Source organism: Mycobacteriales bacterium (genome assembly GCA_040902655.1).
Classification (GTDB): Bacteria; Actinomycetota; Actinomycetes; order Mycobacteriales; family SCTD01; genus SCTD01.
Genome location: JBBDWV010000024.1, coordinates 101,427 through 114,378, shown reverse-complemented (window position 1 = coordinate 114,378; position 12,952 = coordinate 101,427). Strand labels below are relative to the sequence as shown.

General features: G+C 71.1%; 12 protein-coding genes and 1 pseudogene. 8 read left to right on the top strand and 5 right to left on the bottom strand.

The window, feature by feature from the left end; genetic code table 11:
- The first annotated feature begins 175 nt into the window (after positions 1 to 175).
- From WD794_07115 to WD794_07095, 5 genes are all read left to right on the top strand, one after another.
- On the top strand, positions 176 to 628 hold the full coding sequence (locus WD794_07115; GenBank protein MEX2290077.1) for a hypothetical protein: 453 nt from the start codon (positions 176 to 178) through the stop codon (positions 626 to 628).
- 113 nt (positions 629 to 741) lie between these two features.
- Positions 742 to 2,460, top strand: a complete 1,719-nt coding sequence (locus tag WD794_07110) for an asparaginase domain-containing protein (protein ID MEX2290076.1) — start codon at positions 742 to 744, stop codon at positions 2,458 to 2,460.
- A 130-nt stretch (positions 2,461 to 2,590) separates the two neighbouring features.
- Positions 2,591 to 3,247, top strand: a complete 657-nt coding sequence (locus WD794_07105; GenBank protein MEX2290075.1) for a metal-dependent transcriptional regulator — start codon at positions 2,591 to 2,593, stop codon at positions 3,245 to 3,247.
- Positions 3,247 to 4,308: a multicopper oxidase domain-containing protein gene (locus WD794_07100; protein MEX2290074.1), complete on the top strand. Its 1,062-nt coding sequence runs from the start codon at positions 3,247 to 3,249 to the stop codon at positions 4,306 to 4,308. Before WD794_07105 ends, WD794_07100 begins: the two co-directional genes overlap by 1 nt.
- The gene (locus WD794_07095; GenBank protein MEX2290073.1) at positions 4,305 to 5,489 is read left to right on the top strand and encodes a ZIP family metal transporter; all 1,185 of its coding nucleotides are present in this window, start codon (positions 4,305 to 4,307) and stop codon (positions 5,487 to 5,489) included. Before WD794_07100 ends, WD794_07095 begins: the two co-directional genes overlap by 4 nt.
- A 57-nt stretch (positions 5,490 to 5,546) precedes the next feature.
- Here WD794_07095 and bldC read toward each other — a convergent pair whose 3' ends face one another.
- Together bldC and WD794_07085 are read right to left on the bottom strand one after the other, a co-directional pair.
- Positions 5,547 to 5,753: a developmental transcriptional regulator BldC gene (gene bldC, locus WD794_07090; protein MEX2290072.1), complete on the bottom strand. Its 207-nt coding sequence runs from the start codon at positions 5,751 to 5,753 to the stop codon at positions 5,547 to 5,549.
- A 128-nt stretch (positions 5,754 to 5,881) separates the two neighbouring features.
- Positions 5,882 to 6,733, bottom strand: coding sequence for a hypothetical protein (locus WD794_07085; GenBank protein MEX2290071.1), 852 nt, complete (start codon positions 6,731 to 6,733; stop codon positions 5,882 to 5,884).
- A 53-nt stretch (positions 6,734 to 6,786) separates the two neighbouring features.
- Between WD794_07085 and WD794_07080 the strand changes: the two genes are divergently transcribed.
- Together WD794_07080 and WD794_07075 are read left to right on the top strand one after the other, a co-directional pair.
- Positions 6,787 to 7,905: a Glu/Leu/Phe/Val dehydrogenase dimerization domain-containing protein gene (locus WD794_07080; GenBank protein ID MEX2290070.1), complete on the top strand. Its 1,119-nt coding sequence runs from the start codon at positions 6,787 to 6,789 to the stop codon at positions 7,903 to 7,905.
- 197 nt (positions 7,906 to 8,102) lie between these two features.
- The gene (locus WD794_07075; protein ID MEX2290069.1) at positions 8,103 to 8,306 is read left to right on the top strand and encodes a DUF3073 domain-containing protein; all 204 of its coding nucleotides are present in this window, start codon (positions 8,103 to 8,105) and stop codon (positions 8,304 to 8,306) included.
- Between the two features lie 82 nt (positions 8,307 to 8,388).
- Here WD794_07075 and purM read toward each other — a convergent pair whose 3' ends face one another.
- The gene (purM, locus tag WD794_07070) at positions 8,389 to 9,438 is read right to left on the bottom strand and encodes a phosphoribosylformylglycinamidine cyclo-ligase (protein ID MEX2290068.1); all 1,050 of its coding nucleotides are present in this window, start codon (positions 9,436 to 9,438) and stop codon (positions 8,389 to 8,391) included.
- Positions 9,439 to 9,593: 155 nt separating this feature from the next.
- Positions 9,594 to 11,039 (bottom strand): annotated as a pseudogene (gene purF, locus WD794_07065) (amidophosphoribosyltransferase).
- Positions 11,040 to 11,287: 248 nt separating this feature from the next.
- On the opposite strand from purF, the gene WD794_07060 reads away from it, so the two are divergent.
- On the top strand, positions 11,288 to 11,926 hold the full coding sequence (locus WD794_07060; protein ID MEX2290067.1) for a hypothetical protein: 639 nt from the start codon (positions 11,288 to 11,290) through the stop codon (positions 11,924 to 11,926).
- Positions 11,927 to 12,124: 198 nt separating this feature from the next.
- Here the strand turns inward: WD794_07060 and WD794_07055 are convergent, their stop codons facing one another.
- Positions 12,125 to 12,865 (bottom strand): sterol carrier family protein, encoded by a 741-nt coding sequence (locus WD794_07055; protein ID MEX2290066.1) that lies wholly within the window; start codon positions 12,863 to 12,865, stop codon positions 12,125 to 12,127.
- Between the last annotated feature and the right edge of the window lie 87 nt (positions 12,866 to 12,952).

The window sequence follows — 12,952 nt, the reverse complement described above, 5'->3', positions numbered from 1 at the left end:
GCACACCCGACGGCGAAACGCGCAGTCTGTCCTGGGCTTGCCGCCCGTCGACGCTGCGCTGCTGCTCATGCCGATGGCCTTGTCTCAAGCGTGCTGGCGCCGTTCGTGGGCAAGCTCGTCGACCGGGCGCACCCGAGATCCATCGCGGGTTTCGGTCGGCTCTGCTTCCCGACCGGTGGCTGAGCGCGTCATGACGCCCGGCTCGGCAGTCTGGGAGCTGCTGTTGCCCATCTCCTTGCTCGGGGTGGCGAACGCCTTCGTCTGGTCGCCGCTGAGCACGACCGCGACACGCAACCTGCCGATGCACCACGCAGGGGCCGGAGCCGCTGTCTACAACACCACGCGGCTGGTCGGTTCCGTGCTCGGAAGCGCGTCGATGGCGGTGGTCATGCAGGCACGGCTCACAGCGGAGCTGACCGGTGTGCTCCACGCGGCGCCGAGCAGAGCAGCAGCCGGGCAGCTCCCAGCAGGCCTACACGAGGGCTTCTCCCCAGCGATGGGACAGCCCCTGCTGCTTCCTGCCGCCGTGCTCATCCTCGGCTTCTTGGCAGTGTCGTTCTTCGCCCGGCCGCGTCACCTGAGCCTGGGTACCGAAGCCGTCGTCCCGGTCGCCACCGGTGCGGGTTGAGTCGGTGCACGACACGTGTCCTTCTGCCTCCAGCCCAACCTCCTGTCTCAGGGGCGGGGTCCCGGTTCAGCTCGATCTGCGGCCAAACCGGCCGCTCACCTTGAGGAGCTCCTTTGACACGTGACGACGCAGCAACGCCACCTCCGTACCTCCCCGACCGGCTGCGCATCGCAGTGTTCTCCGGCGCTACCGCCACGATCCAGAACACCGAACCGCTGATCACCAGTGACCAGGCCCGTAGCCGACGCGGGCTCCCGTTGAAGGGCGCCGGCTTCGACGGCCTGCGCGCTCAGCGGCTCGCCGCTCCGGTCACGGTCTACATCGAGGCCTTCAGCGCTCACCCGCTGGAGCGTGACGCGGCCGAGCTGTACGCCCCGCCGGACGGCTGGGTGGACGGTGCGGGGACCTTCCACCGCGAGCAGCAGTCGCCGGAGGACGTGCCCGTGCACGAGGCGGTGCTGTCTCCCAGCGACGGCCTCTACCTCTTGCCGTACATGGCACGACAGGCTGACGGCAGCGCCTGGGACGGCTCATGCAGTCAGCCTGGCGCCAATGCGGCCCGGGCCAGGCAGACCTTCTTCCCCGACGCGTCACGCCTTCTCGAGGAGATCGACCGCTTCGGACTGGACGACACCGGGCAGAACCGGCTGCTCTCGCGCAACGCTGACTTCACCTTCATCCGAGCTGCGCCGTCGGGCGGCTACACACGCGGTCTCCCGGCGGCAGAGCGCACCGACCTGGGGGAGGGAGATATCCCGCCGGAGGAACGTGGGGAGGACTTCTACTACTACAGCCCCCGCCACCTGGCTCACGGTCCCGCTATGCCCACCCTGGCCAAGCTGACCAACGTGGTCCAGGAGACCCTGCGAACGCAGGCCTATGACGGCGCGATCTGGCTGGAGGGCAGCCCGGTCGCGGAGGAGACGACCTACTGGCTGAGCCTGCTCATCGACACGACGATTCCCCTGTGTGGCAACTCCTCCCAGCGTCCGCATGGGGCGCTCTCCAACGACGGCGACCGGAACATCGTCGATAGCGTCGCCTACATCCGGTCGAACATCTGGAGTGATGACCAGGGGCGGGACTGCATCGGGCCGGTCATGGTCCAGGAAGAGCAGGTTTTCACCGCCAGGGACGTGCAGAAGGCCGACGCCCGCCCGGGAGGTTACGTCGCCACAGGCGGTCATGGCGGCATCGTCGCCACCATCGGCGCCCCCGGCGACCCGATGCTGACCTTCCGACCGAGCAGGCTCCACACCTACCGCTCCGCTGTGAACCTCAGCCGGCTCCCCAGTGCCGTCACTGGCGTGCGGGCCGCAGGAGGGGAGATCTCTCTAGTGGATGTCCCGGTCAAGGACGGCGATGGCCGGCTTCTCGCCAGCGCGATCCCTAAGGTGACGCTGTCGAAGTACGCCCGTTACGCGATGGAGGACTACAGCGACGACCCCGCTCAAGAGGTGGAGATCGCATCGCGAGTGGCCCGCAACCTCAAGCGTTTCCCACTCGCTGGTTTCGTGCTGGAGGGGAACTCGCCCTTCGGCCGGGCGGACGAGTCGATGACAGCGGCCTTGCAGGCAGCCGTCTTCTCCGGGATGCCTGTCGTGTGCGTTGGCAGGGGCAACGCGGAGGGGATGGTTCCGGCAGCCCCCGGCAGCATGCTGCTTGCGGGGTCCAACCTGACAGCCACCAAGGCTCGGATGCTGCTGATGGCCTGCCTGCTGCGGTTCGGTTCGACGCCACCTTCCGCAAACCCGCTACGACCGACGGCGCGGGAGAGGGAAGCCGTCACTGCCCACCTCGCCGCCTTCCAGCAGGTGTTCGACACACACTGAGCACGGGCGACTGTGCGGCTGCATCGGCGACGGGTCGCAAGACGAGGCTTGCGGAGGTCATTAGACATGTCTAAGGTCCCGGGGCATGGCTGCCGCTCTCGCACCCCGTCGCCAGCAGGCGTGCTGCGCCATGAGGCACAGCGAGGCGGTGGAGGACTACCTCAAGACGGTCTTCCACCTCTCGACAGACGCTCGCGTGGCGACAACGACGTCACTCGCCCAGCGCATGGAGTTGGCGGCACCGACGGTGTCTGCCATGATCAAGCGGCTGGAGGCGTCTGGCCTGGTCCGACGCACCCCTGGTCACGGGGTGGAGCTGACCCAGCACGGGCGACGGCACGCGCTGGGGGTCGTGCGCCGCCACCGATTGCTCGAGGCGTTTCTGAACGAGGTGCTCGGTGTCCCGTGGGACGAGGTGCACGACGAGGCCGAAGTCCTGGAACACGCCATCAGCGTCCGGCTCGAGGAGCGGATCGACCTCCTGCTGGGGCATCCCACGCACGATCCGCACGGAGACCCGATCCCTCCGCGGTCCGGGGAGCACGTCGAGGACTGGGCCAGCCCGCTGCAGTCCGCGGTGCCCGGCCAACTCTTCCTCGTGGAAAGGGTCAGCGACCGCGACTGCGGGGTCCTTCGGCATCTGGCTGAGCGGGACATTCGACCGGGGACGGTGCTGGAGATCCTGGAGTGGGCGCCGTTCGGCGGGCCGCTGTGGGTCAGCGTCGGCGGCCGGCGGCACGCGCTCGGTACGGGCCTGGTACAGGTCGTGCACGGACGGGCAGTCTGATGACCGGCGAGGTTCGCCCTTCACGTCGCGGGTTCCTGCTCGGCGGAGCAGCGGGGTCGGCAGGACTGGCCCTCGGAGCCACGAGGCTCCTGGATTCGTCGGCCGCAGAGGCCACCACCGGACACGGGCACCGCGGCGCAGCTGCTGCCCACGGCGGGCACGGAGGTGGCGTGAACGGTGCCACGTTCCGGCGCGGCGGCACCGTCGACCACGCGGCCAACGGGTTCCACCCGACCGAGCTGTTGCGCGACTTCGACTACGGCACCACGTCCTTGATGCCCGATGGGCAAGTGCTCCGGGAGTGGGAGGTGGTCGCCGCCGACGAGGACCTCGAGGTGGCTCCAGGGGTGCGGTTTCCCGCGTGGACGTTCAACTCACGCGTGCCGGGCCCGACGCTGCGCTGCACTGAGGGCGACCGGCTACGGGTGCACTTCACCAACGACTCCGCGCATCCGCACACCATGCACTTCCACGGGATCCACCCGGCGGAGGTGGACGGGGTCCCAGGTGTCGGGCCCGGAGTGATCGAGCCGGGCGGGACGTTGACGTACGAGTTCGACGCCGAGCCGTTCGGACTCCACCTCTATCACTGCCACGTGGGCCCGCTGGCCGAGCACATCGCCCGGGGCATGTACGGCACCTTCATCATCGATCCGAAGCAGGGCCGACCCGCGGCTGACGAGATGATCATGGTGATGCACGGCTACAACACCACGTTCGACGGCGAGGGCAACCAGCTCTACGCCGTGAACGGCATCCCGTTCCACTACATGGACGAGCCGGTACGGGTGAAGCGGGGGGAGCTCGTCCGGATCTACCTGGTGAACATCCTGGAGTACGACCCGATCAACAGCTTCCACCTGCACGGCAACTTCTTCGACTACTACCCGACCGGCACCCGTCTGTCGTCCAGCGAGTTCACCGACACGGTCGTGCTGGGGCAGGGGCAGCGGGGGATCTGCGAGGTGCGGTTCCCGAGCCCAGGCATGTTCATGTTCCACGCGCACAAGACCGAATTCGCAGACCTGGGCTGGATGGGCTTCTTCGCGGTGGAGCCATGAGGGCCGTCGCCACGCGCACCCGCGTGCCCGGGTGGCTGCTCGGGCTGGCCGCTGTCCTCGTTCTCGGGGGGGCGCTGGCCGGTCTCGCGCTGATAGCCGGCCCGACCTTGCCCGAGCGCAGCGGCCCCCCGGTCGAGGAGCTCGCCGTCGAGCGCACGGTGCTTTCGCCCGGGACCATCGAGGTGACCGTGCGCAACACCGGTCCGGACCCGGTGCACATCGCCCAGGTGTTCGTCAACGACGCCTACGTGGACGCGACGGGTGCGAGCGAGCCGATCGAGCGCCTGCGGAGTGACAGGCTACGGCTGAACTACCCGTGGCAGGACGGGCAGCCGTACCTGATCTCCCTGGTGACCAGCAGCGGCGCCGTGGTCGAGCACAACATCGACGTAGCCGTGGCCACCACGCGCGCCGGGCCGGAGTTCTTCGGGCTGATGGCGCTGCTGGGCACCTACGTCGGCATCGTGCCGGTGCTGCTCGGCATGCTGCTTCTGCCGGTGCTGCGCCGGACGGGTCGTGCCGTGGTGCGCCTGCTGCTGGCGGTGACGGTCGGACTGCTGGCCTTCTTGGCGATCGACGCGACAGCCGAGGGCGTCCAGCTCGCCGAGGCGGCCGGCGGCGCGTTCGGTGGCGCGGCACTGGTCGTGGTCGGGGCGGCGCTCGGCTTCCTGCTGCTCGACGGGGTCGATCGGTGGCTGCGCAGTCAGCGTCAGACGGCCTACCGGGATACCTCCGGCCTCCGGCTCGCCTTCATGATCGCGTTGGGAATCGGGCTGCACAACCTTGGCGAGGGACTGGCGATCGGCTCGGCGTACGCCGTGGGTGAGCTCGCCCTTGGTGCAGCCCTGGTGGTCGGATTCGCGCTGCACAACACGACCGAGGGCATCGCCGTGGTCGCTCCGTTGACCGACGACCGGCCCTCGCGGCTGAGGCTGCTGGGGCTCGGGCTACTCGCGGGCGGACCAGCGGTACCGGGCGCACTGATCGGTGCGGCCATCAACAACGCCGAGCTCTCGGCGTTCTTGTTGGGCATCGGCGTCGGCGCGATCGTCCAGGTCATCGTGCAGGTCCTGCCGGCCGTACGACGCCGGGCCGACGCCGCACTCGACCCGCTGGCGGTGGGCGGGGTCGCGGGTGGCATCCTGCTGATGTACGCGACGGGTCTGTTCGTGCCCGCCTGACTGGTCAGGTCAGCCGCCTGGCAACCCTCCGTGAGTGGACCAGGACACGCGGGCGGGCTACTGCTGCGGGCGCGGCGCCGGGATGCCGGCAAGCAGTCCGCGGACCTCGGCCTCGCGGTAGCGCCGGTGGCCGCCCAGGGTCCGGATCGACGTCAGCTTGCCGGACTTGGCCCAGCGGGTGACCGTTTTGGGGTCCACGCGGAACATGGTGGCGACCTCGGCCGGGGTGAGCAGGGCCTCGGAGTCAGGGGTGCGGGTGCTCATGGCGGGTCGTCCTCTCGAGCGGCGGACACTCTGCCCGCACAGGACGATCGTGGGCGATTCCGTCGCTGAGCGACATGGCTCGTCCGGGCCATCTTGCGCATAGTCATAGTCAGCCGGCGTCGGGCGGCTCAGTTGGCCGAGTCGACCGCCTGTAGCGCCTTCATCCGGGCCGACACCCGTTCGTAGGCCACGGCAGCCCGTTCCGCATTCCCCTCCGCCAACGCCGCCAGGACCAGCGCGACGTCACGCGCCGACTCGTCCGAGCTGAGCTCGGCGTCGTCGAGCAGGTGCACCAGGCCGCCGTAGTCCAGCTCGACCAGCGAGCGCGGGTGGAACTCCTCGAGCCAGCGGCCCAGGTCCTCCAAGCCCGCCAGGACGGTGCCGCCCTCGACGGTGCTGCGCAGAACCGCCAGCGCCCGGGCCACCCGGCGTCGAGCCCGTGACATCGGCGTCCGGTAGACCAGGCTGCGCCCCATGAGCCGGCTGCGCACGCCCGAGGGCCCGCTGCCGAGCTGCACCGCCCGCTCAACGGGGTCGACCAGCACGAACCAGCGCAGCGGCACGTGCCAGGTCGAGCAGACCTGATGGGCGCGCTCGCCCGGATGGGCCCGCCGCCAGGCGACGAGCTGCTCGCTCACGCCGTCGGCCGCCGCGCGCGGGACCCAGGCCTCCACCAGCTGCCCCGGCACGTCCGCCAGGAAGTCCTCGAGCGCCTCGAGGGAACGCAGCCGGGTGCTCCACGGGCACAACAGCGTCACCCCGTCGACCTCGGTGACGTACGCGTGGTCGGGCAGGACCGGAAGCGGGGAGCCGGTCCTGCCGGCGAGCGCGCGCAGGCAGGCCACGCGTTCGAGTTCCGGGCCCGCCGTGGTGTCCGGTGCGGTCGAGGCCGCGAGGTAGGCCTCCCATCGCTGCCGCTCGGCGCTGTCGAAGGCGACCAGCGGCTCGTACACCCGCAGGAAGGCCAGATGCCCCGTCACGCCACGGATGCTCGCACGGCCGCGGCCTCTGCGGTGCTCGCTACGCTGCCCGCGTGGGCGTCTTCGACCGGACCGACCGTCTTGCGTCGCCGTCGGACGGCATCGCCGCCCACGAGCAGGTCGTGTTCTGCCAGGACCGGGCCAGCGGCCTGCGGGCGATCATCGCGATCTACTCGACGGCACTCGGCCCGGCGCTCGGCGGAACCCGCTGCTACCCCTACACCGGCGAGGACGACGCCGTCGAGGACGTGCTCAAGCTCAGCAAGGCGATGGCCTACAAGGCCGCCTGTGTCGGGATCGACCTCGGCGGTGGCAAGGCGGTGATCCTCGCGGATCCGGCTCGCGACAAGAGCGATGCGCTGCTGCGGGCGTACGGGCGCTTCGTGCAGGCGCTGGGCGGTCGCTACTACACCGCCTGCGACATCGGCACCGACGTCCAGGACATGGACGTCATCGCGACGCAGACCGATTTCGCCACCGGCCGCTCACCGGAGAACGGCGGTGCGGGTGACAGCGCCGTCCTGACGGCCTTCGGGGTCTTCCAGTCGATGCACGCCGCGGCCGAGTACACCTGGGGCGCCCCGACGCTGCGGGGCAGGCGGATCGCCGTGGAGGGGGTCGGCAAGGTCGGCCACCACCTCGTCGGGCACCTGGTCAGGGACGGCGCCTCGGTCGTGGTCAGCGACGTCAGCGCGGCCGCGCTGGCGCGGGTCCGGGCGGCGTTCCCGGCCGTCGAGGTCCTGGACGTGGACGCGTTGCGGGCCGCGGACGTCGACGTCTACGCCCCCTGCGCCCTCGGCGGCTCGGTCAGTGAGGCGCTCGTGCCGGTCCTGCAGGCGAAGATCGTCTGTGGCGCGGCGAACAACCAGCTCGAGCACCCGGGAGTCCAGACGTCGCTGGCCGCGCGCGGCATCGTGTACGCCCCCGACTACGTCGCCAACGCAGGCGGGCTGTGCCAGGTCGCCGACGAGGCGTTGCACGCGCGCTCCGGGGGGTTCCGCTTCGAGCGGGCCAAGGCCCAGGCGGCGCGGATCTACGACACGACGCTGCAGGTGTTCCGGCTGGCCGAGGCCGACGGGGTGCCGCCGGCGGTCGCTGCCGACCGGTTCGCCGAGCAGCGGATGGCCGGAGCCACCGACCGGCGCGGCCTGTTCGTGCCGGGCCGCCCCTGACCCGCTGAGGTCCAAGGCGCGGCCCGCTCGGTGGCAACGACTGCCGGGCGCCCGTTCCGGGCGGGCGCGTCCGTGCAGCAAACCCTGTACCGTGGGGCGCGGGCACGTTCCCGCACGTACACGCCGGGACGCGCCGTCGGGTCATGATCGTCACCAACCGGGGCCTCGCCGCCCCGCCGTCGCGAAGGGGTCGAGCCATGGGGCGCGGCCGTGCCAAGGCAAAGCAGACGAAGGTCGCTCGTGAGCTGAAGTACAGCACCGGCAGCCTCGACCCGGACCGCCTGAAGGCGGAGCTGGCTGGTGCACCGACGTCCTCGCCGTCGGCGGTGACGGAGGAGGACGACGACTTCGTCGACCCCTACGCCACCGAGGACGACGACGAGGATTCCGCGGCGCGCTAGCGCCGGCCGGCAATGCGCGACGGGGGCGGCCGGCCGGCCGCCCCTTCCTCGTGCCCGGGCCGAGCGATACAGGCCAGCCGCATCAGGCCGGGTGCGAGCCCGTCAGGGTGACCGTGCCGTCGCCGTCGACGACCTCGCCGGCCACCCAGGCCGGCACGTGCCGCGCCGTGAGCAGCGCGAGCGCCCGGTCGACGTCGGCCGGGGCGACCAGCGCGACCATCCCGACGCCCATGTTGAAGGTCCGCTCCATCTCGGCCTGCTCCACCCGGCCGCGGGACTGCACCAGGTCGAAGACCGGCTGCGGCCGCCAGCTTGTGCGGTCGACGATCGCCGACAGGTGACCCGGCAGCACCCGCGCCAGGTTGGAGGCCAGCCCGCCGCCGGTGACGTGGCTGAAGCCGTGCACCTCGGTCTCGGCGACCAGCGACAGGCAGTCCAGCGCGTAGATCCGGGTCGGCGTGAGCAGGTGCTCACCGAGCGGACCGCCGAGCTCGTCGACGATGGCCTCCAGGCGCAGCCGAGCACCCTGCAGCAGGACGTGGCGCACCAGCGAGAAGCCGTTGCTGTGCAGCCCGCTGGAGGCCATCGCCAGGACGACGTCGCCGGCGCGCATCCGGTCCGGGCCGAGAACGAGATCCTCCTCGACCACACCCACACCGGTGCCGGCGATGTCGTAGTGGTCCGCCGGCATGAGACCCGGGTGCTCGGCGGTCTCGCCACCGACCAGCGCGCAGCCGGCCAGCGCGCAGCCGGCCGCGATGCCGGCGACGATCTCGGCGATTCGCTCCGGCACCACCTGCCCGCAGGCGATGTAGTCCTGTAGGAACAGCGGCTCGGCGCCGCAGACCACCAGGTCGTCGACGACCATGCCGACCAGGTCGATCCCGACCGTGTCGTGCTTGTCGAGCGCCTGCGCGATCGCCAGCTTGGTGCCGACCCCGTCGGTGGAGCTGGCCAGCAGCGGGTTCTTCCACTTGTTCGTGTCCAGCCGGAACAGCCCGGCGAAGCCCCCGAGCCCCCCGACGACCTCCGGCCGGTCGGCGCCGGTGATCCGGCCCTTCATCAGCTCGACCGCGCGGTCGCCGGCCTCGATGTCGACCCCGGCCGCGGCGTAGGACGACGCGTCGCTCACGGGCGCGTGAGGGCGTCGGAGGCGCCCTGCCCTTCCAGGACCGCGTCCAGCGGATCGGCGGGTCCGACCCCGTTGTGTACGACCACCTGTCCGGTCGCGGCGTGGTCGTAACTGCTGTCGTGGTCGAGCTGGGCACTGCGGGCCACACCCTTGGCGAGGCCCTCGAGGACGTGCTTGCCGATCAGGTCCCGCTGCGGCACCTCGATCGGGTAGACGCCGTCGAAGCACGCGCGGCACAGCTTGTCGGCCGGCTGCGCGCTCGCGGCTGTCAGCCCGTCCAGCGACACGTAGGCCAGGCTGTCCGCACCGATGCTGGCCCGGACCTCGTCGACACCGAGCCCGCTGGCGATCAGCTCGGCCCGGGTCGCGAAGTCGATGCCGTAGAAGCACGGCCACATCAGCGGCGGGCTGGAGATCCGCACGTGCACCTCCCTCGCCCCGGCCTCCCGCAGCATCCGCACCAGCGCCCGCTGGGTGTTGCCGCGCACGATCGAGTCGTCGACGACCACGAGCCGCTTGCCCCGCACGACGTCGCGCAGCGGGTTGAGCTTGAGCCGGATGCCGAGCTGGCGGATCGTCTGGCTGGGCTGGATGAAGGTGCGGCCGACGTAGGAGTTCTTGACCAGCCCCATGCCGTACGGGATGCCGCTCTGCTCGGCGAAGCCGATCGCGCCGGGGGTGCCCGACTCCGGGACCGGGATGACGAGGTCGGCCTCGACCGGCGACTCGAAGGCGAGGGTGCGGCCGACCTGCACCCGGGTGGTGTAGACCGACTGACCGGCGATGGTGGTGTCGGGGCGGGCCAGGTAGACGTACTCGAACAGGCAGCCCTTGGGCGTCGGCTCGGCGAAGCGCTGCGACCGCACGCCGTGCTCGTCGATGGCGAGCAGCTCCCCCGGCTCGACCTCGCGCACGAAGCTCGCGCCGACGATGTCCAGCGCCGCGGTCTCGCTGGCCACCACCCAGCCGTTCTCGGACCGGCCCAGCACGAGGGGGCGCACGCCGTGCCGGTCGCGCGCGGCGAACAGCGTGTGCTCGTCCATGAAGGTGAGGCAGAAGGCGCCCTGGAGCACGGGCAGCACCTGCATCGCCGCCTGCTCGAGCGACACGTCGGGCTGGGCCGCGAGCAGGGTCGTGATGAGGTCGGAGTCGGTGGTGGCGCCCATCGCGCCGGCGCGCGGGTCGAGCTCGGCGACCCGGACGGCCAGCGCCGAGGTGTTGGTGAGGTTGCCGTTGTGGCCCAGGGCCAGGCTGCCGCCGGTCGGGAGGTGGCGGAACGCCGGCTGGGCGTTCTCCCAGGTCCCGCTGCCGGTCGTGGAGTAGCGGGTGTGCCCGATCGCCAGATGGCCGGTCATGCTGCTCAGCGTGGGCTCGTCGAACACCTGCGCGACCAGACCCAGCTCCTTGTAGACGACGACCGCGCTCCCGTCGGACACGGCCATGCCGGCCGCCTCCTGGCCACGGTGCTGCAGGGCGTAGAGGCCGTAGTAGGTCAGCTTGGCGACGTCCTCACCGGGAGCCCAGACGCCGAAGACGCCGCACTCCTCGCCGATCGGGCGTTCCGGCTGGAGCGGGTCGAGCTCGTCGGGTGCGGGAGGCACGCGGGGGGCTCCTGAGAGGGCAGGGAGAACGATGGCCGTCGACGTGGAGTGTACGGGCGACGCGACCATGGGCTGTCCGTCACGTGCGGTCAGGCTTCGGGTACAGATAGTCAAATCTCGCTGTATGGCCAGGTTTGTCCCGACGACAGGCAGGTGCATCGGCTGCCCTCGGCGAACGTTCGGGCCATGCACCGGGCTGCGACGCGGCCCTGTCGTCGGTGCCTGGATCTCGTCCTGGAGGATTTACTGTGAAGCGCACTCTCATCAGCGGTGCCGTACTGGCCCTGGCCGTCGGCGCAACCGGCGTGGCCCAGGCCGAGAGGCCCTCCGGTTTCAAGGTCACCGGCGGCGGCCAGATCATCGCGGACGGCTCCGGCGGCGGCGCCGGTGACACCGTGGGCTTCAACGCCCAGGAGATCGCCGGCGACCGCGACGACGCCGCACGCGGCCAGTTCCAGTACGTCCCGCGCGGCCAGTCCGGCAACGCGTCGGCGCCCACCGAGAAGTTCCACGGCGTCGTGACCTGCCTGATCTCCGGTGGCGAGGCGATGGCCAACGAGGAGGCGGAGGACGACGGCCAGTACAACGAGGCGCTCACCGAGGGCTCGGCGCGCTTCGGCGGCCACCTCCGGGACGACCCGGCGACGTTCTTCACCGTCGACGTGACGGACAACGGCCAGGGCGGCAACGCCGAGGACGACCTGATCCTGGTCCGCATCACCGCCGAGGCGTGCGCCGACAACCCGGAGGACGAGGAGGACGACGCCGAGGACCTGCTCCGGCTGGGCCGCGGGAACGTGAAGATCCACAACAACCCGGACGGCGCGGACGGCGCCTCAGCCAACCTGCGCATGGCGGCTGCCTTCGCCCAGCTGGCAGCTCGCTAGACATCGCATCGTCGAAGGCCTCGGGCTGCTGCCCGGGGCCTTCGACTCCGCCTGCTCAGCCCGGAGGAACGAGATGAAGCGCGCCGTCGTCGCACTCAGCGTCACCGCCCTCGCCATCGGCGGCGCCGGCGTCGCCCCGGCCAAACCCGGCAACGGGTTCTCAAGACAGGGCTCAGCAGCAGTGAGGACGCCTTCGTCCTAGCGCAGCAGCGGCAACCATGGCGACAGGTCGGCGCGGTCGCCCCAGGTGCGGACGAGCCCGGCCGCGACTGCCTCGGCCCACCCGGTGCGGCCGGCGCACACCTCCAGGAACCCCAGGGGCTCGGCTTCGACGACGTTGGGCGGCGTTCCACGGGTATGGGCCGGACCAGCGACGCACTGCACCGCCGCGTACGGCGGGATCCTCAGCTCGACGTGCCGACCAGGCGCCCGCCCGGCGAGCAGGGCGGCCAGCGTCTTGACGACGATCTTGAGGGCCGCCTTGTCCGGCGGCACAGGGACGGGCAGGTCGCGCCCGTGGACCACCCCCTCGACGAGACGGAACAGCACGGCGTCCGCCAGCCGGTGCACGCCCGTCCGCTGCTTCACGACGCGTGCAGGGTCCGCGCCCTCCAGCGCTGCGCGAGCCGAAGCCACCGCCCCGGCGAGATCGGCCTGGCCGCTGCGGGCGTCCTCGTCGATGACCGTGGCCAGGCTCGGCAGCGCCTGGGCCCAGGCGTCAATGCCGGTAGGCGGCGGCTCCGGCGCACGAGAGCCGGCCACCCTCGCCAGCCCGGACGTGATGGACGTCAGGTGCGCGTGCAGATCACGCCCGGTCCAGCCCGCGCACCTGCTCGGCTGCGCCGGATCTGCGTCGACGAACGCGCCGACGAGCAGGTCCCACTGCGCGTCCAGCGCGGCGCGGACATCGTCGTACGGCACAGGTCGCGGTGCGGGCACCGGAGCGACGCTACTTCCTCTTCTGACGCCTGCTCGTGGCCCGCGGGTGATGTTCCGGGTCAGCGGACGCTACTGGTCAGGCGTCGC